This window comes from Pseudoalteromonas sp. SWXJZ10B (genome assembly GCF_015864475.1).
Lineage (GTDB): Bacteria > Pseudomonadota > Gammaproteobacteria > Enterobacterales > Alteromonadaceae > Pseudoalteromonas > Pseudoalteromonas arctica.
Map to the genome: position 1 here is coordinate 71684 of NZ_JADYXD010000013.1, position 25522 is coordinate 97205.

The 25522-nt window shown below is 39.8% G+C and carries 19 protein-coding genes; 11 read left to right on the plus strand and 8 right to left on the minus strand.

The features are described 5' to 3' along the window. Nucleotides 1-374: 374 nt before the first annotated feature. Nucleotides 375-1394 carry a ferrochelatase gene (gene hemH / locus I6F54_RS12925; RefSeq protein WP_007583511.1) on the minus strand — a complete coding sequence of 340 codons (1020 nt, stop codon included), beginning with the start codon at nt 1392-1394 and terminating at the stop codon, nt 375-377. A 74-nt stretch (nt 1395-1468) separates the two neighbouring features. After that, nucleotides 1469-2797, minus strand: a complete 1329-nt coding sequence (locus tag I6F54_RS12930) for an HD domain-containing phosphohydrolase (protein ID WP_197141682.1) — start codon at nt 2795-2797, stop codon at nt 1469-1471. Between the two features lie 200 nt (nt 2798-2997). Between I6F54_RS12930 and I6F54_RS12935 the strand changes: the two genes are divergently transcribed. From I6F54_RS12935 to arfA, 3 genes are all read left to right on the plus strand, one after another. After that, nucleotides 2998-3951, plus strand: coding sequence for a sensor histidine kinase (locus I6F54_RS12935; RefSeq protein ID WP_007583514.1), 954 nt, complete (start codon nt 2998-3000; stop codon nt 3949-3951). 254 nt (nt 3952-4205) lie between these two features. After that, nucleotides 4206-6746, plus strand: coding sequence for a TonB-dependent receptor plug domain-containing protein (locus I6F54_RS12940; RefSeq protein WP_197141684.1), 2541 nt, complete (start codon nt 4206-4208; stop codon nt 6744-6746). Between the two features lie 205 nt (nt 6747-6951). After that, on the plus strand, nt 6952-7152 hold the full coding sequence (gene arfA, locus I6F54_RS12945) for a ribosome alternative rescue factor ArfA (protein WP_024593211.1): 201 nt from the start codon (nt 6952-6954) through the stop codon (nt 7150-7152). Between the two features lie 609 nt (nt 7153-7761). On the opposite strand, the gene I6F54_RS12950 is transcribed toward arfA, so the two are convergent. After that, nucleotides 7762-8742, minus strand: coding sequence for a helix-turn-helix domain-containing protein (locus I6F54_RS12950; RefSeq protein WP_165741312.1), 981 nt, complete (start codon nt 8740-8742; stop codon nt 7762-7764). Nucleotides 8743-8962: 220 nt separating this feature from the next. Here I6F54_RS12950 and I6F54_RS12955 point away from each other — a divergent pair, with 220 nt between their 5' ends. The 3 genes from I6F54_RS12955 to eat all read left to right on the plus strand — a co-directional run bounded on the left by I6F54_RS12955 (nt 8963) and on the right by eat (nt 12724). After that, nucleotides 8963-10369, plus strand: a complete 1407-nt coding sequence (locus I6F54_RS12955; RefSeq protein ID WP_024594012.1) for an ethanolamine ammonia-lyase subunit EutB — start codon at nt 8963-8965, stop codon at nt 10367-10369. Then, nucleotides 10366-11253, plus strand: a complete 888-nt coding sequence (gene eutC, locus I6F54_RS12960; RefSeq protein ID WP_197141686.1) for an ethanolamine ammonia-lyase subunit EutC — start codon at nt 10366-10368, stop codon at nt 11251-11253. The genes I6F54_RS12955 and eutC overlap by 4 nt, the downstream gene beginning before the upstream one ends. Before the next feature lie 67 nt (nt 11254-11320). Further along, nucleotides 11321-12724, plus strand: coding sequence for an ethanolamine permease (eat, locus tag I6F54_RS12965; protein WP_197141688.1), 1404 nt, complete (start codon nt 11321-11323; stop codon nt 12722-12724). Nucleotides 12725-12853: 129 nt separating this feature from the next. Here eat and arfB read toward each other — a convergent pair whose 3' ends face one another. Then, complete coding sequence (arfB, locus tag I6F54_RS12970) at nt 12854-13267, minus strand: alternative ribosome rescue aminoacyl-tRNA hydrolase ArfB (protein WP_007583522.1); 414 nt, start codon at nt 13265-13267, stop codon at nt 12854-12856. A 192-nt stretch (nt 13268-13459) separates the two neighbouring features. On the opposite strand from arfB, the gene I6F54_RS12975 reads away from it, so the two are divergent. Beyond that, nucleotides 13460-14032: a hypothetical protein gene (locus tag I6F54_RS12975; RefSeq protein WP_010555231.1), complete on the plus strand. Its 573-nt coding sequence runs from the start codon at nt 13460-13462 to the stop codon at nt 14030-14032. A gap of 162 nt (nt 14033-14194) precedes the next feature. Here the strand turns inward: I6F54_RS12975 and katG are convergent, their stop codons facing one another. Continuing rightward, nucleotides 14195-16375, minus strand: coding sequence for a catalase/peroxidase HPI (katG, locus tag I6F54_RS12980; RefSeq protein WP_197141690.1), 2181 nt, complete (start codon nt 16373-16375; stop codon nt 14195-14197). 903 nt (nt 16376-17278) lie between these two features. Here katG and I6F54_RS12985 point away from each other — a divergent pair. Beyond that, a complete protein-coding gene (locus I6F54_RS12985; RefSeq protein ID WP_007583526.1) occupies nt 17279-18169 on the plus strand; it encodes a tetratricopeptide repeat protein in 891 nt (296 codons plus the stop codon). Between the two features lie 1194 nt (nt 18170-19363). On the opposite strand, the gene deoD is transcribed toward I6F54_RS12985, so the two are convergent. Both deoD and I6F54_RS12995 read right to left on the minus strand, forming a co-directional pair. Beyond that, nucleotides 19364-20068 (minus strand): purine-nucleoside phosphorylase, encoded by a 705-nt coding sequence (gene deoD, locus I6F54_RS12990; protein ID WP_002959109.1) that lies wholly within the window; start codon nt 20066-20068, stop codon nt 19364-19366. Then, nucleotides 20068-21300 (minus strand): phosphopentomutase, encoded by a 1233-nt coding sequence (locus I6F54_RS12995; RefSeq protein WP_010555228.1) that lies wholly within the window; start codon nt 21298-21300, stop codon nt 20068-20070. Before I6F54_RS12995 ends, deoD begins: the two co-directional genes overlap by 1 nt. A 192-nt stretch (nt 21301-21492) precedes the next feature. Between I6F54_RS12995 and udk the strand changes: the two genes are divergently transcribed. The 3 genes from udk (at nt 21493) to I6F54_RS13010 (ending at nt 24386) form a co-directional block, all read left to right on the plus strand. Next, nucleotides 21493-22125, plus strand: a complete 633-nt coding sequence (gene udk, locus I6F54_RS13000; protein WP_007583533.1) for a uridine kinase — start codon at nt 21493-21495, stop codon at nt 22123-22125. A gap of 17 nt (nt 22126-22142) precedes the next feature. Further along, nucleotides 22143-23369: a NupC/NupG family nucleoside CNT transporter gene (locus I6F54_RS13005; protein WP_007583535.1), complete on the plus strand. Its 1227-nt coding sequence runs from the start codon at nt 22143-22145 to the stop codon at nt 23367-23369. A gap of 306 nt (nt 23370-23675) precedes the next feature. Further along, nucleotides 23676-24386, plus strand: a complete 711-nt coding sequence (locus tag I6F54_RS13010; protein ID WP_197141692.1) for a substrate-binding periplasmic protein — start codon at nt 23676-23678, stop codon at nt 24384-24386. A gap of 830 nt (nt 24387-25216) precedes the next feature. On the opposite strand, the gene I6F54_RS13015 is transcribed toward I6F54_RS13010, so the two are convergent. Continuing rightward, nucleotides 25217-25426 carry a cold-shock protein gene (locus I6F54_RS13015; protein ID WP_002959120.1) on the minus strand — a complete coding sequence of 70 codons (210 nt, stop codon included), beginning with the start codon at nt 25424-25426 and terminating at the stop codon, nt 25217-25219. Between the last annotated feature and the right edge of the window lie 96 nt (nt 25427-25522).

Here is a 25522-nt window from a genome sequence, read left to right on the forward strand (position 1 = left end):
ATTAGCCCTTTAAAAGCTTTTATTTGCACAATGAGAAGTAAAAGAGGAGTAAATGAGAAAAGCTAAAAACAAAAACCAGTATATTTTATGTTTTATCACTACTTTAAAAAGCGCAGCGCCTCTTAAGCTCTTTGTGAATTAATTCGCCCTTTAAAAGCTTTTATTTGCACAATGAGAAGTAAAAGAGGAGTAAATGAGAAAGCCAAAAACAGTATTTTTATGTTTTATCACTACTTTAAAAAGCGCAGCGCCTCTTAACCTCTTTGTGAATTAATTAACTAAATATTTTAAAAGCCCTTAAAACAAAAAAGCGGTGTTAATTTTAACACCGCTTAATGCGAACTATTTATAGCTATGTGCTTTTATAATCAGATTTACAACATCGGTTTTATAACATCAAACACAGCTTCTATGTGGTCGTCTCTGTCGTTTAGTGCCGCTATGTAACGGTATTTTTTGCCGCCTGCGTTTTCGAATATTTCTCGGTTTTCACCTTCTAGCTCTTCAAGTGTTTCTAGGCAGTCGGCGCTAAAAGCAGGACTGATAATGGCTACATCGGTAATACCCTCATCAGGCAGGGCTTCAAGCGTTGCGTCGGTGTAAGGCTTTAACCACTCGGCTTTACCAAATCGACTTTGAAAAGTACTAATTACTTTGTCTTTATCAAGGCCTAGTTTTTCGACAACTAAACGCGTGGTTTGTAAACATAGGCAATGGTACGGATCGCCTCGCTCTAAAAATAGTTTAGGCATACCGTGATACGAAAAAACAATTTTTTGTGGCATACCATTCGCTTCTAAATCCTCACTAATACTATTAGCAAGTGACTCAATATAACGGGTGTTTTTATGATAGCCATTAATAAAGTGCAGCTCTGGCACCCAGCGCCATTTACGCAGTACGCTCGATACAGCATCGAACGTTGAACCCGTGGTTGGGCTAGAATATTGCGGGTACATTGGCAATATAATAATACGCGTTAAGCCTTTATCACGAAGCTCCTCAAGGCCTGCCTCTATTGAAGGATTGCCATAGCGCATAGCCATTACTACTTCGGTATTGGTATAGCCTTGCTCTTTTAATAAGGTATTTAGCTTTACGCTTTGTTGGCGAGTGATGTGAGTAAGCGGTGAGCCATTTTCGGTCCATATACTTTCGTATAATTTAGCCGAACGCTTAGGGCGCACACGCAAAATAATGCCATGTAAAATTATCATCCATACTAGGCGTGGTATTTCTACAATGCGTGGATCTGATAAAAACTCACGTAAGTATATACGAAGCGCAGCAGCTGTTGGTGCATCAGGGCTACCTAGGTTAGTAAGCAGTATTCCCGTTTTTTGGTTAAAACGCCCATCATGGGGGTTGTCAGTAACCGCAGAAAATCGCGACACAGAGTGCTCCTTCAAGCAAATTCAATAATATATTTTATGCACATTGTAACGAAAAAAACTGCCGTTTAGATCAATCATTTAGCAGTTTTAACCATAATTCTAAATGGGGCTGGTTTTTTAGATTCTAGTTGCTGCAGTTTTTCTATTGATTTGCGGCTAAATACATGACCTTTAGGCAACAACATTATACCCGAATGGCTGTGCAGAGCATGGCCGAGTATCATTTGCTCTTTAAGCTCATGGGCATTACAAATTAGTACTGATCCTGCTGAACTTTTTTCTTCGTGTAGTTTTGCATGGCTTGCTTCAAGCGCACGAACTATTTTAGGGTGGTAAAACGAACCACTATAAAGTTTTACACTTTCGAGTGCATCCTCATGGCGCTGCTTTTCATCGCTTGCATTGCTCTGCTCAAACGCGTCCCAGTAATCGCGCGCTAACCCTAATACCATAGCCCCTATCGGTATATCGTTTCCAGCAAGGCCTTTGGGCATTCCATTTCCGTTAAAACGTTCAAACTGGTAATAAATAGCATCCGATAAGTCGTGTAAATGTATTGCTGGCATTAGCATTAATTGTGCAGTACTTGGATGAGTATAAAAGGTTTTGCGTTGTTGCTCATTTAACCGATTTAGCGGTTTTTTATAAAGTTCAGGGTCCATAGCAAGCAAACCTATTTGTGCTAAATAACCCGCCATTGGGGCAAGATCAATGCTTTTTTGCGACAGGTTTAAGTAAAGCGCTATTTGTGTGCAGGTATTTGCAATATTTTGTGCTTTGTTGCCATCAAGGTAAGGGTTTGCGTTTACAAAATTATATAGCAGCTCAACGGTCGATTTGTGCTCTTGTTTTTCGCGCTCGTTGGCGTCTTCTAGCTTTTTTAAAACTTGTTTGATTTGTAAGGTGCGTTTTTCTACTCGTTGCTCTAACGTGTTGTTTAGCTCAAGTAGTTCTTGGTTTTGTGCCTTAACTTGTGTTTCTAATTTTTTGTTTTGCTTTTTTAGCGCAAATTTTTCTAGGCTATCTTTAATGCTTCGAAGTAATAAATCGTTTTGCCATGGTTTTTGAATATAACCATTTATTTGCCCTTGGTTAACAGCCGCTAGGGTTGTTTGTATATCGGCGTAACCGGTTAATAAAATGCGTTGAGTGTCGGGTGCCAGCGCACGCGCTTTTTCTAAAAACTCGGCACCGTTCATTACTGGCATCCGCATGTCGCTAATAATTAAACCAAATTCATGATTTTTAAAAAGTGTTAGTGCGTTTTGCGGATTATCGCAAACAATAACCGTTAAGCCATTTACTTCAAGTAGTCGTGTTAACGTACGTAGTACTATTTCGTCATCATCAATACAAAGTACATCAACCTGATTCATTGGTGTGTTTGGTGTTGCTTGAGTCATTGCGCCGCCTTTAAATTACTTCTGGCTAAATAATAGCTTAAAAAAACATCCGTGACCTGTTTATGCTTACCTTTTATATAGAGTAGGAGTCACCTAATGTGGTTATTATCTATAAGTAGATAAATGCTCACACTAAAGTTGCAAATTTGCATGTAGACGACTAAACGTTAAGTATAAAGTTATCTATATGGATGAAAGGAATGAATGGATCAGATGGTAATTTTGAACGTGCTTTTTTAAACGAACAAAAGCTGCGCTTGGCCGCAGAACAATTACTCAAAGATAAAAGCACCGTTTTAGTTGCCATAAATAATGAATTACAAAAAAAAGTAGCCGATTTAGAACACCAGCAAATGCTGTTTGTGCAAACCGAAAAAATGGCAACCTTAGGAACGCTTTGTGCAGGCGTAGCCCATGAAATAAATACCCCGCTTGCCTATGCAATGAGTAATATAGAAAGCTTACAAAATTCTACTCCTTTGCTTATCACGTTGCTAAAGCTTAACGAGCAATACTTAAACAACGAAATTAAAGAGAGCCGTTTTAAACACGAAATCGACATACTCAACTTACAGTATCCGTATGCGTGGCTTTATAACAATTTGCAGGGACAAGTTAACGACAGCGTTGAAGGACTCAAACGAATAAAACAAATTGTGCATGACTTATTAAACTTTGCCCACCCCTCCTCCTCGCAAGATAAGCAACTAACCGATGTAACAACGGGTGCTAATAATGCTTTAAGGTTATTAAGTAACAAACTCAAACTATGCGAGATAAAAACGCGGTTTGAACCACTACCACTTATTTGGTGCAATTTATCATCAATTAATCAAATTTTTGTAAATCTCTTAATGAATGCTTGGCAAGCATGCGAGCTTGATTTAGAAAAAGGCTGCATTATTGAGGTCAATATTTTTGAACTAAACACAAATATCTGTATTGAGGTAAAAGATAATGGCTGTGGAATGAGTGAAGACACAATAGCGCATATGTTTGACCCTTTTTATACAACAAAAGAAGTTGGAGAAGGTACCGGTATGGGTATGACACTTGTATACGCTATGGTGAGCGATCATGGCGGAAAAATAGAAGTTAACAGCACATTAGGGACAGGTACGACCATCCGCTGCCTATTACCTTTAAAAGCGTAAACTAACGAACAAAATCACAATGTAAATAAAAAGTTAATAGATCTTTTTTTTGAAGTTTAATGCCCTTGTAGCGTGTATTTTAATCGATTAAAGGTGGTTTTTTCTTATCTTGAAATTTATTTGCATACTTAGACCAAATATTTAGTTTTTTTCATTTCTTTTTGTTTGCATATGTTGCTAGGATGTTTGCAACAGGTTATGAGCACCATAACCACACACATATTATAAGAACACAAAAAAACAGGGTCGTCACTATGCCAACATACCGTTTAAACACACTTGCTGTAGCCGTTGCTTTCGCGTTTAGCGCACCAAGCATTGTTAACGCAGAAGAAGCACCAGTGCAAGCTGCTAAAAACATTGAGCAAATATCTGTATTAGGATCGCGTGTATCTAACCGTACTTCTACTGAGTCTTCTTCTCCTATTGATTTAATTGACGCAGATGATTTAACCAAAGGTGGCTTTACCGAGCTTGGCCAAAGCCTGCAAGCGACAGCGCCTTCATTTAACTTTTCGCGTACACAAGTATCTGACGGTTCTGATTTATTTAGACCCGCCACACTTCGTGGCTTACAGCCAGATCAAACTCTTGTATTAGTAAATGGTAAACGTCGCCATAACCAATCAATTTTTGGCCTTAACGGTACAGTAGGCGCAGGCGCTGCGGGTACCGATATGAATGCCATTCCGCTAACGGCCCTTAAAGGCGTTGAAGTATTACGCGATGGCGCAGCGGCGCAATATGGCTCTGATGCTATTGCAGGCGTAATTAACTTATCTCTTAATAACTCAACCGGTATTACAACGGGTTTTGTACAATACGGCGGCACAAGTGAAGGTGACGGCGACACTATTTCAGCAGGTTTAAACCGTGGTTTTGAATTAGGCAACGAAGGCGGCTTTATTAACCTATCGCTTGAGTACCGTGATGCCGATGGCACTAACCGCGCCGAGCGTGATACGGGGGGGTCGCTTAATGTTGAACCAGGTACGTTAAGTGAAGACGTACGCTGGGGCCAAGGTAACTCAGAAAGTGAATTTACGTCGTTATTTTACAACATGGCATTACCAATGGGCGACGGCGAGCTTTACTCGTTTGGTGGCTACTCAGAGCGCACGGCGCTGGGTAATGGTTTTTACCGTAATTTTAACGAAGCGTCTAAAAACGTAACCCAAGTATATAGCGATGGTTTTTTACCGCGCATATATAACGAAGCACAAGATATTTCAGTCGCGCTTGGTTTTAAAGGCGATATAAACACAGATTGGAATTACGATGTATCGGCTGTTTATGGTGAAAATCAATACGACTTTACATCACGCAATACATTAAACGCTTCTTACGCGGCTGAGTATTTATTTAACAACCCAAGTGCAAGCGATGCCGATATTGCAGCAAACTCAGGCCCTAGTGGCGGTTACTCAGGTGGTTTTAGATTTGATCAAACAACGCTTAACCTTGATGTAAACGGTATTGTAGATATTGGCCGTGGTGAACCTTTATATGTAACAGTAGGCGCTGAATATCGTAAAGAAAACTACGAAATAGTGCCTGGCGATGAAGCATCATACGCCTGTGGACTAGCAAATATGGATACCTCGTACCCATCAGTAAACGATCCGGACCAATTTGCACAGTGTGGTTTTCAGGCTTATAACGGCCTACGCCCTGAAGCAGCTAACGACAGCGACCGTAACAGCTACGCAGTTTATGTAGACGTAGAAACTATGATCACCGATGCATGGAACGTCAGTGGTGCGCTACGTTATGAAGATTTCTCAGATGCTGGGGATGATTTAATTGGTAAATTAGCAACACGTTATGAATTTTCAGATGATTTTGCTGTACGTGGTGCGGTATCTACTGGTTTTAGAGCACCATCACTTCAACAAAGTGGTTATACAGCCTTTACAACTAACTTAGGCTCAGACGGCACATTAACGCAATCGTTCACTGCAAACACAGGGACCGCTTTCCCAAGTGCGTTAGGCGTAAATAGCTTAGAGCTTGAAACTTCAACAAACTACAGTGCAGGTTTTGTTTACGATGTAACAAGCGAGCTTTCGTTAACGGTTGATTTTTACCGTGTAGAAATTGAAGACCGTATTACGCTTGGCAGCTTACTTACCGCTGACGACGTATCGTTTAGCTCAGAAGCAGTTGCAGCGCTACAAGCAACTGGAGCTGTGCAAGCTAACTACTTCTCAAACTCGGTTGATTCTACTACGCAAGGCGTTGATATTATTGCATCGTACCTTACAGAAGTTGAAGGTGGCAATTTAGGAGTAACCTTTGCAGGTAACCTAAACGATACTAAAATTGACGGCGTAAATGCTGAAGACGGTATTCCTGAAGCGGTTGCTTTTGATGATTTACAACGTAGCTTTTTTACCGACGGACAACCTAGTGAACGTGCAACGCTTACGTTTGACTACGAACGCGATGCCTACACATCAACCATTCGCTTTAACTACTTTGGCGAAACAGATGTAAAATACTTTGGTAATGACCATATTTCATTACCAGGTGAGCTTTCGCCAACAGGATCGTTTAAACCAACAAGTACGGTTGAGTCTGCTGTGTTAGTTGATTTAAATGTTAGCTACCAAATTAACGACATGTTTGCGCTTTCAGTGGGTGCCGATAACGTATTTGACGAAACGCCAGACGAGCTAGGCGACGACGAAGTACTTAACTTTATCACCAACGGCGCATTTAAATACCCAGTACGTGCATTACCTTACGGCTTTGACGGCAGAACGTACTATGCAAAAGTAAGCTTTAGTTTTTAATTTATAAAGCAAACTAAAGTAATATTAAGCGCAGTTATTAACTGCGCTTTTTTTATACTTTTTTATTACTAAAAAAGTACCTGTTGGGCATTAAAAATACTTGCGCGGTTGAAAATTAAGCCTACAATCGCCATCTCTTAAATAGGCTAATATAAAAGCCTTTTTATTATTTAACTTAAAATAACCATTAGTTGATAGGAAATATATGACTAAAAAATCTAAAGCAAAAACCGCAAGCAACAGCGCGGTAGACACAGGACGAGGCGTTATAAACCACAATGCACTAGCGGCGATGGTCACCTCTAAATTATTTAAACCACAAGTGGTTAAAGCTAAAAAAGGCAAAGGTTCGTTTAAACGCAACAACAAGCATTCAGGACAAGAGTCCTATTTAATCGCGGCTTAAATAGCACCGATCAAATAGGGCTTTTGAATATAGTAAGCGAGGTTTTATACCTCGCTTTTACTTTTAAAGCATACAAGCCACGTTACATAAGCGCGAAATAAATTCGCACCTACGGGTTTGGTATTTGCACGGTGTAGGTGAGGTTTTATACCTCGCTTTCACTTTTAGAGCATTAAAGCCATGTTACATGAGCGCGAAATAAATTCGCACCTACGGGTTTGGTGTTTGCAAGATGTAGGTGAGGTTTTATACCTCGCGTTCACTTTTAAAGCATTTAAGCCATGTTACATAAGCGCGAAATAAATTCGCACCTACGGGTTCGGTGTTGATGTAGGTGAGGTTTTATACTTAGCTTTCACTTTTAGAGCATTTAAGCCACGTTACATGAGCGCGAAATAAATTCGCACCTACGGGTTTAGTGTTTGCACGATGTAGGTGAAGTTTTATACTTCGCTTTTACTTTTAAAGTATTAAAGCTAAATTACATAAGCGCGAAATAAATTCGCACCTACGGGTTTAGTGTTTGCACGATGTAGGTGAGGTTTTATACCTCGCTTTCACTTTTAGAGCATTAAAGCCACGTTACATGAGCGCGAAGTAAATTCGCACCTACAAGTTTGTAGAGCACGGTGGTTTAAACTGCTGTGCTGAATTTTTAACTGTTTGTGATGGGTTTTCACCAAATAGTTGCGTGTAATCTTTAGCAAATTGTCCCGCATGCCAAAATCCCCAATTGGCTGCTATTACTGAAATTGGCTTATCTTGGTTTGGTTTTTTTAGTTCCCGCCTTACATTATTTAAACGTGTTAAACGTAAAAACCGCAAAGGGTTAATTCCTAAAACACTCTCAAAACTATACTGAAGTGTGCGCCTACTTACAAAGGCAAGCTCGCACAGCTCAGTTATGGTTATTGGGTTTTGTGGATTTGTGGCCACGTAATCTTTTACTTTATCTACTACGGCTTTTCGATGTTTATAACTTGGCGCAATATTTTGTTGTGGATTATCTGCTTGTAATAAGTGTAGTGCCAACATGTTTAGCATATCTTGCTGTGATTCGGTTTTAAGTCCAAAGCCCTTGCCTACAACCATGCTATTAATTATTTGCCTTGCCGTTTGCAATGATGAGTTGCTTACCGATAAGCGAGCTGATTGTGCTGATGATAGGTTTTTCAATGTTACGCCTTGTAGCTGCGCCATATATTCAATTGAATTCCAATCGATTACCAAACCATAAATATTAAATTGCTCAGGGGTTATCAGCTCAAAGTCATTATCACTTGTGCGGCACATAAATTGATTACTTGCCACACTTAGACCATTAATCTTACTTTGCTGCGACTGACAAGGAATGCCAAGCCAAACCGAATTGGGGGCGATGTTACATTGCTGACGAAGCGCTCGCTCGGTGTATTCTTTAAACACATGAATATTGACGTAATCTGTTTCTTCAATAAAACCATAAAAGCTGCCGTCGCTCATTTGATCGTATTTTTGCTGCCATTGAGTAAGGCTATGCGCTTGCTCGTCTATATCGTGTGTTTGCACCTTGCTCTTTAGTGGTGCGTTGTAGCTACTTTGCTGCGCCATATAGGGGATGCTCTTTTTCGTTACACTTTTATTATGGTTAAGTTAACACCGCTTTGCGTATGTAACCAATTGAATTGGATTAATAAATAATCTTTTGCCGAAATTCGATAGTTACTTGGTACAAAATAAGCTGTCTTGTAACTATTGAAAATTGATTTATAGCTAAAGATGCAGCAAAACCTATACCAAGGTTTATCATGTTAGTTATGTGGAGTAAATCATGGGGCAAGCGTACAGTTACACTTTAGGTACACACACTTATAAATTCAAGAACTTAGCCCAGTTAATGGCTAAAGCAACGCCACAGCGTTCGGGTGATCGCTTAGCGGGCGTCATTGCACAATCAGCACAAGAACGTGCTGTGGCTCAAATGACATTGGCCGATGTACCTCTTAAAACATTTTTAAATGAGGTACTTATTCCCTACGAAGATGACGAAATTACACGCTTAATTATTGACGAGCACGATGCCAATGCCTTTATGGCTATTGCACATTTAACTGTAGGCGATTTTCGTAATTGGCTTTTAAGCGACTTTGCAACACCCGCTGTACTTGCAAGTATAAGGCAAGGAATTACGCCTGAAATGGCTGCTGCAGTTAGCAAAATAATGCGCAATCAAGATCTCATATTAATTGCTAAAAAGTGCCATGTTACAAGTGCTTTTAGAAACACTATTGGCCTCCCTGGGCATTTATCTACACGTTTACAACCAAATCATCCAACTGACGATATTAACGGTATTGCTGCATGCATGCTTGATGGGCTGCTATACGGTAATGGCGATGCCGTAATAGGTATAAACCCAGCAACCGACAACGTTGCCCAGGCCATTAAATTAATGACATTAATGGATGATGTTATTCAAAAATACGCCATACCGACGCAAAGCTGTGTGCTTACACATGTTACTAACACTATTGAATGTATAGAAGCTGGCGCACCGGTTGATTTGGTATTTCAGTCGATTGGCGGCACGGAGGCTACTAACTCAAGTTTTGGTTTTAATTTAAATACTTTAGCTGAAGCGCAAGATGCCGCTTTGAGTTTAAAGCGCGGCACTGTTGGCAATAATGTGATGTATTTTGAAACTGGGCAAGGCAGTTCGCTTTCAGCAAATGCGCATCATGGGCTTGATCAGCAAACGTGTGAAGCTCGCGCTTATGCAGTTGCTCGTAAGTTTGATCCGTTACTGGTTAATACCGTGGTGGGGTTTATTGGCCCTGAATATTTGTTTGATGGTAAAGAAATTACCCGAGCAGGACTTGAGGATCACTTTTGCGCTAAGTTACTAGGCATACCGATGGGGTGCGACGTGTGTTACACCAATCATGCAGAGGCCGATCAAAACGATATGGATAATTTGCTAACGCTATTAGGTGTTGCAGGTTGCTCGTTTGTAATGGGAATACCTGGCTCTGACGATATTATGCTTAATTACCAAACTACGTCGTTTCATGATGCATTATATGTGCGTCGAGTTCTTGGCTCTAGACCCGCCCCTGAGTTTGAAGCATGGCTAAGCAAAATGAAAATTATGCAAAGCACTACCGACATCACACTTTCAGATACCTTGCCTCCCGCTTTTGCTAAACCTCTGGGTGCAATTGCTGGAGGTGGCTCATGAAATCACGTTCAAAACCGACCACTCCATTAGATAACTCAGTAAATGAGCATAAAAATAACGGTAATGTAGTGCACAACCCTTGGAGTGATTTACGGCGTTTTACCGACGCCCGTATTGGGCTTGGTCGCGCTGGTATAAGTTTGCCAACCTCAGAAATGCTGGCTTTTCAGCTATCTCATGCACAAGCGCGTGATGCGGTGAGTTTTCCGCTTGATATTAACGAAATGACTGAGCAACTAGGCAGTATTAATGCTCTAAAAGAGGTTGCCCCTCCCCTGCATTTACACAGCCAAGCCGTTGACAGGGTTACTTACCTTCAGCGACCCGATTTAGGCCGCAAACTTGATGAAAATGGTAGGCAAGTACTTCTCAGCTATATGAATAAACAAAAGCACACTGCGCAGGCTAAATACGATTTAGCGATTGTAGTGGTTGATGGACTTTCGTCGTTGGCGGTACAAAAAAATGCATACCCATTTATAACAGAGCTATTAACGCACCTTACAACAGACAAGCAATTTAAAATTGCTCCCATTACTTTGGTTGAGCAAGGGCGAGTAGCGATTGGAGATGATATAGGTGAGTTGCTAAATGCGCAGGTGGTTATGGTGTTAATAGGAGAGCGCCCAGGACTTAGTTCGCCAGATAGCCTTGGCTTATATTTGACATGGGAGCCCAAAACAGGACTTAACGATGCATGTCGTAATTGCATATCGAATATTCGCCCTGCAGGCCTACCTTATACAGAAGCGGCGCGACGCGCACTGTACTTATTACGTGAAGCTAAAAAACTAAAACTAACTGGGGTTAATTTAAAAGACCGCACACAAGATGATGTAATTGAGCATCAGGTTTCAACCACTAACTTTTTAATTGCTGAGTAATTTTAATCCGCGAATTAAAAACACATGAAATAAAAAAATAAAAACTAAACATCAACGGAGAAAGGTTATGTCTAATAATAATACAGAGTACCTTGCTAAAAGACAGTTAAAACGGGGTACTGCGGGGTGGTTATTGCTCGCAGGTTTGGGTGTGTCGTATGTAATATCGGGTGACTTTGCAGGCTGGAACTTTGGTATCGCCGAAGCCGGTTGGGGTGGTTTTGCCATTGCTGCAGTATTAATGGCGGTTATGTATTTAGCGCTTGTACTATCGCTTGCTGAAATGTCAGCTGCAATACCTGCTGCAGGCGGTGGTTATAGTTTTGCGCGTCAAGCTATGGGGCCAGCGGGAGGCTATTTAACCGGGCTTGCCGTATTAATTGAATACGCCTTAGCGCCCGCTGCTATTGTTATTTTTATTGGCTCGGCAGTTGAAGCCCTCACCGGATTTAATGGCCCATGGGTATATGCATTATTTTACTTACTATTTGTGGGAATTCATTTAGCGGGCGTAGGAGAAGCGCTTAAAGTAATGATGGTAATAAGTGGTTTAGCGGTATTAGCTATTATTGCAACGGCTTTTGTTTTAATCACAAATTTTGATGCATCGCGCTTATTTGACGTCCCCGTAGCCGATGCAGTGGGAGCCAGTGAGTTTTTACCTTTAGGTTGGTACGGGGTTTGGGCTGCATTACCGTTTGCCATGTGGTTATTTTTAGCGGTTGAAGGTGTACCGCTTGCTGCTGAAGAAGCAAAAGATCCCGCTAGAGATGTGCCAAAAGGCATTATTGGTGCAATGATCTTTTTGTTATTTACTGCTTTTTTAGTTGTTGTTTTAGTACCTGGTGCTGGCGGTGCTGCTGCAATGGGGGCAAGTGCTGTACCTTTAGTTGATGCATTAAATGCATCCGGTAGTGAGGGCTTAGCAACCGTTGTAAATATATTAGGGCTTGCGGGTTTAGTTGCTTCGTTTTTCTCTATTATTTATGGTTATAGTCGCTTAGTGTTTGCTTTATCTAGAGCCGGTTATTTACCACGTTCGTTGTCTATTACGACTAATCGCAAAGTGCCAGCACGTGCGTTGATTGTACCGGCAGTATTTGGCTTTTTAGTATCACTCAGTGGTGAGGGTGACTTAATACTTGCAATGGCAGTAGTAGGTGCAACGCTCTCGTATGCATTAATGGCGCTGAGTCATATTTTACTTCGCGTTAAACAACCTGATTTACCTCGCCCGTACAAAACTCCAGGTGGCGTAGTTACGTCAAGTATTGCTTTAGTACTTTCGCTTATAGCATTAACGGGCGTGTATGCGTTTGACCCTCGTGCATTTTTATACACTATGGTGCTGTTTATTGTGGGCGCCGCATATTACTTTGGCTATAGCTCAAAACACTTAGTTGCTAAAAGCGCTGATGAAGAGTTTGCAATGTTGGCAAATGCAGAATCTGATTTAGAAATGGCTAAGTAGGTATTAATAGTTATTAAATATAAGTGAGGCTACCCCTCACTCATATTTTTATACGTACAATACGATGTAAAAATGATGCCTGCATGTAGGCATCAAGTCCCTTCTATACTTTATTAATACCGTTTAAAACTAAAACTTTATGTTGCCGCGTAGCGCTTTGTTTTGCCCGTGTTTAGTTTTTTTATCCATGCGCTTTCGCTGTGAATTACGGCTGGGCTTGGTGGCACGACGCGCTTTATTAACAACGGTAGCACTAAGTATTAAATCTTTTAAGCGCTTAAGGGCATCTTCTCGGTTTAGCTCTTGAGTACGATGGCTTTGCGCTTTAATTATTAAAACGCCTTCTTTGGTAATTCTTGTATCATTTAAGGCAAGTAAGCGCTCTTTATAAAAATCAGGTAATTTAGAGCGGTTAATATCAAAGCGTAAATGAATTGCACTGGCTACTTTGTTAACATTTTGACCACCGGCACCTTGCGAACGAATAGCCGTTAGCTCTAGTTCCCATTCATCGATAGTGACAGTATTTGAAATTGTTAACATTGTGTTCAGCTCTATTTGTCAAAAATGTATTATATCATCAGTACATTAGCTTGTGGTGAATGAACTAAATTCTTAGAACTTAAATAAATTCTCATAAATTGTACTATAAAATCTGCCAATATATTATTTTGTGTTGGCAAGTGTTGCTTATTAGTTTCTAATTGGCACAACTTTAATACTAGGAAATGCTCAATGAAAAAAATACTTGTATCACTTAGCTTATTAGCAATGAGTTTCTCAAGCCTTGCAGTAGATATTAACGAAGGTCAACTTCAAAGCTATATGAAAGCACTGCCAGCTGTAACGAGCTGGGCAAGCAGCCAAGAGTCTTTAAAAGACTTAGACTTAGCAAGTATGCTAGGTGGTTCTGCAGATCAAAGTGTTGACGAACAAAGCTCTCTAGCTAATAGCGCACTAAGCATGATTAAAGAGCAAGACCTATACAAAAGCTTCGCGGGTGTTACAGGCCGCTACGGCTTTACACCAGAGCAACTAGTAACTGTAGGTTCTGAAGTATCAATGGCTTATATCGAAAACCTTAAATCGGGTTTATCTGCTGATAATCAAGAAACAGCGAATAAAGTAATGGGCGGTTTTCAAAGCATGAAAAGTGCTAAAGATAAAGGCGCTAGTTCGTTAATGGGTTCGTTTGGTAAATCGTCAAGCGCAGCTGAGGAGTCTACAGAGTCTTTAGTAAGCGAAAGCAACCTTGAACTTGTGAGCGAATACATGCCACAACTACAAAAGCTTTTTGCACTTCTATAAGTTTTATTGTTTTATAAAAAGGTGGCTTTTGCCGCCTTTTTTAATGCCTAATTTTTATATGACTTAGATAAATTACAATATTTTATAAGTAATACTGACCGGGACTATATGCAAAAACGGGGGAGTAAATTATTACTCCCCCGTTTTTATTTAGCGTACAGATTATTTAAGATCGAATCTGTCTGCGTTCATTACTTTTACCCATGCGTTTACAAAGTCATGTACAAAGCGCTCTTTGTTGTCGTCTTGTGCATAAAACTCAGCAAGTGCGCGCAATATAGAGTTTGATCCAAATACTAAATCAACGCGTGTTGCAGTCCATTTAGTAGTGCCACTTTTACGGTCTACTATATTGTATAAACCTTTTTGAGTTGGCTCCCAACGGTTTGACATGTCAGTTAAGTTTACAAAGAAGTCGTTGGTTAATGAGCCTACGCTATTTGTAAATACGCCGTGTTCGCTGCCAGCATAGTTAGTACCTAGTACTCGCATCCCACCAATAAGTACCGACATTTCTGGTGCACTTAATCCCATTAGTTGGCTGCGCTCTAGTAATAACTCCTCCGCTGACACTGCGTAATCTTTTTTCAGCCAGTTTCTAAAACCATCGTGGATTGGTTCTAGTACATCAAACGATTCTGCATCAGTCATTTCATCTGTTGCATCTCCACGTCCTGGAGCAAACGGCACGTTTACATCAACACCGGCTTGTTTTGCTGCTTGTTCGATAGCAGCTGTACCACCTAAAACAATTAAGTCGGCGATGCTAACAGGTTTACTCAAGCCAGCCTGCACTTTTTCAAGCGCACTAAGTACTGATGCTAAACGTTCTGGCTCATTACCTTGCCAATCTTTTTGCGGTGCTAAACGAATGCGTGCACCATTTGCGCCGCCACGTTTATCAGAACCACGATAAGTACGTGCGCTATCCCAAGCTGTATTTATTAAATCAGCGGCACTAACACCACAATTTAATAATGTCGTTTTTAAATTGCTAATTTCGTCGTCTGTTAATGTGTAATCAACGGCTGGGATTGGATCTTGCCAAATTAAGTCTTCGCTTGGTACGTCAGCACCTAAGTAACATGATTTAGGACCTAAATCGCGGTGAGTTAGTTTAAACCAGGCACGTGCAAACACGTCTGAAAAGTAGTCAAAGTCGTTATAAAAACGCTCAATAATTTTACGGTACGTTGGGTCCACTTTCATGGCCATATCAGCATCTGTCATCATTGGGTTTAAACGAATTGATGAATCTTCTACATCGACAGGTTTGTCTTCTTCTTTAATATTAATAGGCTCCCACTGATGAGCGCCTGCTGGGCTTTTAGTGAGTTCCCATTCGTAGGTTAATAAAAGCTTACAGTATTCGTTATCCCATTGTGTTGGGTGCGTAGTCCATGCGCCCTCTACACCTGATGTAACTGTATCGCGGCCAATACCACGGGTTGTAGTGTTATTCCAACCAAGGCCTTGCTCGTGTACGTCAGCAGCTTCTGGCTCTGGGCCTAAGTTTTCTGCTTTGCCATTACCATGTGCTTTACCTACTGTGTGCCCGCCTACCGTTAATGCAGCGGTTTCTTCGTCATCCATTGCCATACGCGCAAAAGTTTCGCGAATTTGGGCCGCTGTTTTAAGCGGATCAGGTATACCATTTACACCTTCAGGGTTTACATAAATTAAGCCCATTTGTACTGCGGCTAATGGATTTTCCATGGTATCTGGTTTGTCTACACTTTCGTAACGACCGTCACTTGGCGCTAACCATTCTTTTTCAGCTCCCCAGTAAACGTCTTTTTCAGGGTGCCAAATATCTTCTCGGCCGCCGGCAAAACCAAAGGTTTTTAAACCCATTGATTCGTATGCCATGTTGCCCGCTAAAATAATTAAGTCGGCCCATGAAAGCTTGTTACCGTATTTTTTCTTTATTGGCCAAAGTAAACGGCGCGCTTTGTCGAGGTTACCGTTGTCTGGCCATGAATTTAGTGGCGCAAAACGTTGATTACCTGTACCACCGCCCCCTCTACCATCGGCCAAACGGTATGAACCCGCTGAGTGCCATGCTAAACGAATCATTAAACCGCCGTAATGTCCCCAATCGGCTGGCCACCAATCTTGGCTATCGGTCATTAAGCTTTTTACGTCTGTTTTTAGCGCGTCAAGATCGATTGATTTAAATGCTTCAGCGTAATTAAAGTCGCTATTGTATGGATTTGATTTGGTGTCGTGCTGATGAAGAATGTCTAAGTTTAGGGCATTTGGCCACCAATCAGTATTGGGATTAGACGTTTTAGTATTACTGCCGTGCATGACCGGACATTGGCCTGCTTTAGGGTTGCTCATTCTGGAATCCTTATAATAGAAAAGTAAAATACTTAATCAATCAGTATTGTTGTTTATGTATTTATAACTTTTTAAAAAGTAACGGTTATTTTTATTTAATCGGCTTACTTATTATTTAGTGTGCCTGCCTAAACACTTACGTATCCTTAATATAGGCGCATAAATTATGCTACGCCAGCCTCAACATACTATTTAAAACGATTGCTCCAATTTATATTTTTGATTGGCCTTTTGCTAATGATGTATTTAACAATAGCTTTGTAATTACATTCAAAATAATAGTAAAAATAAATCTGATGACGCTCGTGTAAGGTATTACGTAAGATAAAAAAAATTAGTGAATTAACCTTAACCTTTTTACTAGACCTGTGATCGAATTGAAAAATTTCGGCGTAATGGTATGTGAAGGGTTTGAAAGTGGCTTTAATTTATTTGAAGCGCACATTGGAATACCCCCCTTCACCATGAAATTGTAGTTATATAGTTATAATTATAAAGGTGCATTACTTAAGCCCAATGCACCTTTACTTTATAAACCGAATACTTTGAGTATTCTTATATTTTTAACTAATTGAATTGAATTAAGTATTTGTTCATAAAGATTCAGTTAGTATGAAGTTGTTCTCCTGTGAATCCCTACGACATATTGTTGTTTTAAGCAGTTTTTGCCAGCTCATATTGAGCTGGTTTTTTTTGCCTATTTTTTCTTAAAACCAACTAAGTATTAGCAAAATGCTCATGCTTTAACCTGTTATTGCTAAGCTCACTAGGCTAAAAAATTCTTACAACTATTACTCCTATCTAAATTAGGTCAATTTTAATCCTGAAAAGTCAACGCGCCCTAGTGCCATTCAGCCCTGCATGTTAAAGTTATTACAGTAATTAATTTAATTAGGCGTACCGATGCGTTATTACCTATCTACACTTTTTGTTTGTTTAACTTTTTTTTCGGGCATAGTAAATTCTGCTGAACAAAAACCAGCAGCCCCTACAGCACAACAAGAGCAACAAGCCCTCAAACAACTTAAAGAGTCTATGTTTAAACCGCTAATGGAGCGCTACATACTCGACGAGCTAAAAGCCGTAAGGCAAGATCAACAAAAACTCCGTGAGGATGTAACTAAGCAAGTTACTCATGCACAGCTTGATACTGCAGATCGCGCATTAACATACACTACCGATACTATTAATAATGTATTTTTTATAATTACCGCTACGGCTTCTATTTTGGTTTTAGTGGGCTGGAACTCACTACGCGATGTTAAAAACAAAGTAGAAGATATTGTAAATACACGTGTAAGTGTAATTACTGACGAGTATGAAGACCGATTAAAAATTCTTGAAGAAAAACTACGCGTACGCTCAGAAGAAATACTCAGTAACCAAGAGCGCATATCAGTTACCAACGAGGTTCATTCGTTATGGATGCGCGCCAATTTAGAAAGTGATTTTGCTAATAAAATTGAAATATTTGATGAGATTTTAAAACGCAAACCAGAGGATGTTGAAGCCATTGCTTATAAGGCCGATGCGTTATTAGAAATAAATGAAACAGCACAAGCCATTGAGTTGTGTAATCAAGCCATTGATATAGATAGTGTCTATGGTTATGCCTATTGGCAACGAGCATGTGCTTATGCGCTAACACATAAGCATGCTGATGCATTAGCCGACATTAAAATGGCACTTGAATACTCTCCAAATTTACGTAATGAGCTATTACATGAGAGCGCATTTGCAAGCTTACATGACAACGACAGCTTTAATACGATAGTAGCTGGTGAAGTTGTTTAAGCACTCAGTATTTGGCCTGTATGATTAGGCGCAACATCATAAAAAAGGGCCTTGGCCCTTTTTTTGTTTTTAAAGGTTATGTTTGTTGGGTAATACCAACCTGCATAAATTTTTGATCAATTTAACGAATTAAATTGCACTATAACGTCGTTAAAAATTTTTTATTTAGAACAACTAGATACAAAAGTTTTTGCCTAGTTCTAGCTTAATTTTCTTAACGTTAAATAGACCCCATATATAAGCAGATTGGTATAATTAGAAGCTTTACTGCGCTCTACAAACTCTGCTCTACCGTAGAGTTAAGACCTAAAGTGATTAATTCACAAAGAGGTTTAGAGACGCTGCGCTTTTAGAGAAGAGCTTAGAAGTTAAAATAATAAAAACAATCAGAAACTGTGCTTCTAACATGAGCAACAAGTCATACTCTAAACTTGGTATAAACACTGCTATTCGCGCAGGTTACAAGCATTTAAAGCAACGCTTGTACTTTTATAATGCCGAGTCAGCATTGGTTTTGCTCTTCTCATTTGCTCCTCTTTTTCTTCTCTGCGTGCATATTTTTTTTAGGGCTGTTATACACAAATAGGTTTAGAGATGCTGCGCTTTTAGAGTAGTTAGCTTAAGTAATTAGAAGCTGTGCTTCGCGCGCGAGCAAGCTTAGCGCCTACGTGGAAAACTTAACGCGGTGGTTAAAATTCACTTGTAGACGCGCTGCTTGCGGGCGTTTAAAAACGTAGTTTTTAGGATGGGTGATTAAGTAATTAGAAGCTTCGCTTGTCGCGCGAGCAAGCTTAGCGCCTACCTGAGAAACTTACACTCAGCAGTTTAATTTACCTGTAGACGCGCTGCTTGCAGGCGTTTAAAAACGCAGTTTTTAGATGGTTGAATTAATACCAACCCGCAATAATACTTAATCATTTTTAGGGGCTAAACGTGTCGCTACCTGCGTTAAAAAATTCTCATTTAGAACAACTAAATAGCGAATTTTTTGCCTAGCTATCAACACGTTTTTCCATCCTCAAAATAGATCACTTAATTAAGCGAATTGGTATAAGTAATTAGAAGCTGCTACCCATTTTCTTCAGGCATAAAAAAAGCCGCATAAAATGCGGCTTTGGAGGTTTAGTCTCACTTCACTTTGGGCGTGTCTCCAAAACTTAGTGAATACGTTACCAAGGAACTGTTATGTGTTATTTAAGCTATTGACTCTAATGCAATTTTAACCATTTCGTTAAACGTGCTTTGACGCTCATCAGCAGGTGTTGCTTCGCCAGTGATTACGTGGTCACTTACTGTAAATAATGCCATTGCGTTTGCGCCGTATTCAGCTGCAACGCCGTATAAGCCTGCTGTTTCCATATCTACTGCTAGCATGCCTAACTTGTCTAAGTCTTTATAGAACGAATCATCTGCTTGATAGAATGTGTCTGTCGTAAATACGTTACCTACTTTTGCTTTAATTCCTAGCTCTTTAGCAGCGTTTACGCCGTTTAAAAGTAGGTCAAAGTTAGCAATAGCAGCAAAATCGTAGCCACGTACGCGTGCACGGTTTACGTTTGAATCTGTGCTTGCACCTTGTGCAAAAATTACGTCACGAATTTTGATATCTGTGCCAATACCGCCACACGTACCAATACGTATAATATTTTTAACGCCAAAGCTTACAATTAGCTCACGTGCATAAATAGACATTGATGGAATGCCCATGCCTGAACCCATGATACTTACTGGCTTACCTTTGTAAGTACCAGTGAAACCGTACATGTTACGAACGCCTGTAACTTGTACTGCATCATCTAAAAAGTTTTCAGCAATATATTGCGCACGTAGCGGATCGCCTGGCATTAATACTGTTTCGGCGAAATCACCAACGTTTGCACTGATATGCGGAGTACTCATTAATTGTTTTCCTTTTTATTTGGCGTTTTTAGCTCATTTAAAAAGCTGTCGCCGTAATCAAGCGCAGATAAGCTAAACCACTGTGCCAGTGTTTGACCTATATCTGCAAAGCTGTTGCGTTCACCTAATGGTGTGTTACTCATACCTGGTTGGTATGCAATAACAGGTACGTATTCACGAGTGTGCTCAGAACCTGGAAAGGTTGGGTCACAGCCATGATCTGCAGTGATCATTAATACGTCATCTGCTTTTAACTGATTTAGTATAGTTGGTAAATAGTCATCAAATTCTTTTAATGCTTTTGCGTATCCTACTGGATTACGACGATGACCAAATTTTTCATCAAAATCAACTAGGTTAGTAAAGATTAAGCTACGATCTGGCGCGCTTTCCATTACTTCGCTGGTTTTTTCTAGCAAGTTCATAAGCCCAGGTGCTTTATGCTTTTGGGTTATGCCCTGATGCGCGTAAATATCTGAAATTTTACCAATACTAATTACTTCGCCGCCGTCTTTTGCTAGTACATCTAGCAATGTTGGTGCAGGCGGAAGTACTGAATAGTCACGACGATTACCCGTTCGAGCAAAGTCTTGGCTATTTGAACCCAAAAATGGCCGCGCAATCACTCGTCCTATATTCATTTCATCAAGTAGCGCCCGTGCGATTTCGCAAACTTGATAAAGCTTCTCTAGGCCGAATGACTCTTCATGCGCGGCTATTTGAAACACGCTATCAGCTGAGGTGTAACAGATTGGTTTACCTGTTTTTACGTGCTCTTCACCTAGCTGTTCTAAAATGGTAGTTCCTGATGCATGGCAATTGCCTAAAATACCAGGAATACCTGTACGAGCAATAAACTCGTCTATAAATTCTTGTGGGAAACTTGGCTGTGTTTTTGGGAAATATCCCCAATCAAATAACACCGGTACGCCTGCCATTTCCCAATGACCTGATGGCGTGTCTTTTCCGCTAGAGATTTCTTTAGCGTAACCCCATGCACCTTGAGGAGCTTGGCGGTCTGAAATTAAACACGGTTCGCCACCGGCAGCTTCGCATGCATCCACTAACCCAAGTTTTGATAGGTTAGGAAGCGACAGCGCACTGCCTGTTTCGTCGTAATATGCTTTTAGTAAGTGAGCGAATGTATTAGCCCCAAGATCGCCGAATTTATCTGCATCTGGTGCTGCACCGATTCCTAGGCTATCTGCCATTAAAATAATTGCTCTTGCCATTTTGACCTCACTTTGATTCTAGGTGGTTACTTTATCCGCTGATCGAATTTTCCGTACAGGACAAAAGTCCTGTTTCATAAAACCTAAACATTATAAATTTGCACCCTTGAGCGAAGCAAAAGAGATTAATCGTGTCTTTTTTGCTATTGTGATCTACCAACAATATATCTTTCTGTGTGGATGAGAACTTTAGTGACACGAACTACTATTATAGCCATTGCAGGCGCATCAGCGTCGGGAAAATCCCTTTTTAGCCAAACAATTTACAATGAATTGGTTAATGAGCTTGAACCAGGCGCTATCGCCATTATTGAAGAAGATGCTTATTACAAGGATCAGTCGCATTTGCCGATGGCTCATCGTACGCAAACAAATTACGACCATCCAGATGCATTTGAACACGCATTAATGCTTGAGCATTTAACGCAACTTCGTTGTGGTAACTCAGTAGAAGTACCAACGTATGATTATGCACAGCACACGCGTAGCGCAACCACACGCCGAGTGCCAGCTGCTAAAATACTGATTGTTGAAGGTATTTTACTATTGAGTGATAAAGCGCTTAATAAAGAATTTGATATTAAGGTGTTTATAGACACACCTTTAGATATTTGTTTAATGCGTCGTATGCAACGTGATATGGAGCAACGAGGCAGAACATTACAATCTGTTGTTGAGCAATATCAGGCAACTGTTAGACCGATGTTTTATCAATTCATTGAGCCTTCTAAGCATAATGCTGATTTAGTTGTGACTCGAGGCGGCATGAACCGCGTTGCGATTGATATAATAAAAAGTAAAATTAAATATTTACTACAAGAATAACAACGGGAAACATTTGTATGACAACATTTATGAGCTTAGTAGGCATGTGTGTGCTACTAAGCATTGCCTTTGCTGCGTCAACTAATCGCAAGGCAATTAATTTAAGAACCGTTGGTATAGCATTTGCGATGCAAATTGTTATAGGCGGTTTTGTTCTGTTTTTCGAAGCAGGAAAAAATGTGTTAACTAGCATGTCATCAGCCGTCTCGTCGGTTATTGGTTATGCTAATGATGGTATTGGGTTTTTATTTGGTCCACTCGCCTCACAAGACACATTAGGTTTTATTTTTGCAATTCAAGTTTTGCCAGTTATCGTGTTTTTCTCAGCGCTTGTTGCTGTGTTATATCACCTTGGCATTATGGATTGGATAATTAGGATTTTAGGCGGCGGTTTACAAAAATTATTGAAGACCTCTCGCACAGAATCGCTTTCAGCAACTGCAAATATTTTTGTAGGCCAAACTGAAGCACCGTTAATAGTTAAGCCATTTATAGCAACGATGACAAAATCGGAATTGTTTGCAGTAATGGTAGGTGGCTTAGCCACTGTAGCAGGCTCTGTAATGGCCGGTTACGTAATTATTGGCGTAGATCTTAAGTATCTTATTGCTGCGAGCTTTATGGCTGCACCAGGTGGTTTCTTAATGGCCAAGATGATTGTGCCAGAAACTGAAACGCCTAGAGATAACTTAGCTGATTTAGATTTAGATGACGAAGATAAACCTGTAAATGTAATTGATGCAGCTGCATCAGGTGCTGCAAACGGTATGCATTTAGCACTTAATGTAGGTGCAATGTTACTTGCTTTTGTAGCGCTAATTGCATTATTAAACGGTTTATTAGGCGGTATTGGCGGGTGGTTTGATTACCCAACATTAACGCTTCAAGAAATATTAGGTTATGTATTTGCTCCAGTTGCATGGTTACTAGGTGTGCCATGGGATGAAGCGATTATAGCCGGCAGCTTTATTGGTCAAAAGATAGTAGTAAACGAGTTTGTTGCTTACTTAGACTTTATAAATTATCGCGATACGTTAAGCGCGCACACACAAGCAATCGTTACTTTTGCTTTATGTGGGTTTGCTAACTTATCATCGATAGCCATTTTACTAGGTGGGTTAGGCGGTATGGCGCCTAGTCGGCGGAAGGATATCGCACGCTTAGGGCTCAGAGCAGTGTTAGCAGGATCTATGGCTAACCTTATGAGCGCAGCAATTGCTGGGTTTTTCCTCTCGCTAGCTTAGAAACTTATTGAGATGAACACCGGTGTTGCAAAACAAGAGGATAGCGCTTTAAGGGGTTAAAGCTCTATCTGACTTGAACGATACTTCACCAAGGGCCGCAAGGCCCTTTTATCGTTTTAGGCCTTAATTTTTAGCCTCAACTACTTCAAACCCCAAGCCACTTATCTATCTAGCCCCCTTTATAGTTATACATAACTCAAATAAACCAATATCTTAGTAACAAGTTCACATAAATAATTTTTGTGTTTTTCATATTTTCAGCCACACTTATTATTACTTAAGCTAACCGAATGACGATTCGCTATTGTGAAATATATTCTTTATTCTCTTTTTTTAATTTGCTCTGTGTATGTTCAAGCAAAGGAAGCCCTGCTTGTTGTTACAGAGTTAGCACCACCAAACCAAGTATTGATTAATGGCGAGGTAGCAGGTGAAGGTACTCAGTTTATTAGAGATATATTTGCTGAGGCTGATCTCACACCTAACATTCAAATGTATCCTTGGGCACGTGCTTATAAAATTGCAGATGAGTTAAAAAACACCTTTATATACAGCCTTGCACGCACTGTAGAGCGAGAAAATAAATTTTATTGGATAGGACCTGTCGGACGTTTTGAACTAGGCTTTATCGGCCTATCAGAGCGTGATGATCTTATTATAAATAATACTGAACAAGCAAAAGTGTATAAAATTGCAATGCAACGCAATGACTTTTCAACACAAACCCTCACGAAACTTGGATTTGAAGTTGTTTTAACCTCTGATATTCAAAAATCATACTCTTTACTATTAGCTAAAAAAGTAGATTTAATAGTAGACGATCCATTATATATGCAGCAGATGAGCGACTATTTAAAGCTTGAACCAGCACACTTAAAGTTTATTTATAAAATAGATGAGCTAACAATTGATGCTTATTTAGCTGCGAATAAAAAAACAGATATGCATTTAATAGAAGCACTGCAAGCTGCATTTTTAAAAATAAAGCAAAATAAAGGGCTGCCTTATGAAAGATAAATCATTGAAGGTAAGTATGCTTATAGGCGGCAAAATCATCTTTCATTTTTAACTTTTTATATTCTTTGTTAAATCGCTTTATGACACGCACAACTACTTACTTATTAAATGCGATGCAATTGCTAGCAAGCGCACAAAGATATAATTTTTACAGCCTTTCAGCACCTTCCCCACTTTATAGTCAAAGGTTCCAGCTGATGCATTATTGTCATTATGAGCCCAAAATTAGATCTATTTTTCTTTTTAAAAACAAATCCATATATTGTTTTCGCCTCCAAACATTAGTAAGTTTTTACCCGCTTTAAAACCAATTTAATTTACTATGATTCGTATATATCACCCCTTACAATTTTAAAGAAAACTGCTTTGCATCTTTTTGATTATTTATACTAATACCAATTCCAATAAATAGAGGTTCACGTTCGGTGTTTTCGCTATTGAAACAATGCCTAAGTGAGGGTCTTTATGAACTAAGTTATAAGCCCCCTTCCAAAGAAGCAATTTAAACTCGCAGGTTATATCAATAGCTGTGCAAATATCTTTTACAATATCGAAAGTACTACTAACAAGCTGGTCTTTGTCGTTTTGAATTTGTTGTTTTGAAATTATAAGGGAGAAATGTTCGGTATAAATTACAAGCTTAAACTCACTTGCATTAGCGCACGCAATGACTTAGAAGAATAGAAAAATAAATATTAGGAGGGGCTTAATAATAGCAATATCATTTAGTTAATTTACATTGATAATGGACGTTGCTTGGTTTGAGTCAAATTTCAGACACAAAAAAAGCGCCTTAAGCGCTTTTTTTTCATTTTACTTAAAAAGTAAAATTATACAGCTGTGATGTTATCAGCTTGTGGACCTTTTTGACCTTGTGAAAGAGTAAACTCTACACGTTGGCCTTCAGCTAAAGTTTTGAAACCTTCGCTTTTGATTGCTGAGAAATGTGCGAAAACGTCTGGGCCATTTTCTTGCTCGATGAAACCAAAACCTTTAGACTCGTTAAACCACTTAACTGTACCTGATACGATGTTAGACATTGTAATATCCTGAAATAAAAATAAAAATATGCTCATAAGAGCGGGTGTAGCAAAAAATGAGATGGTACTTTAAAAACTTCAGGACGGTACTACAAG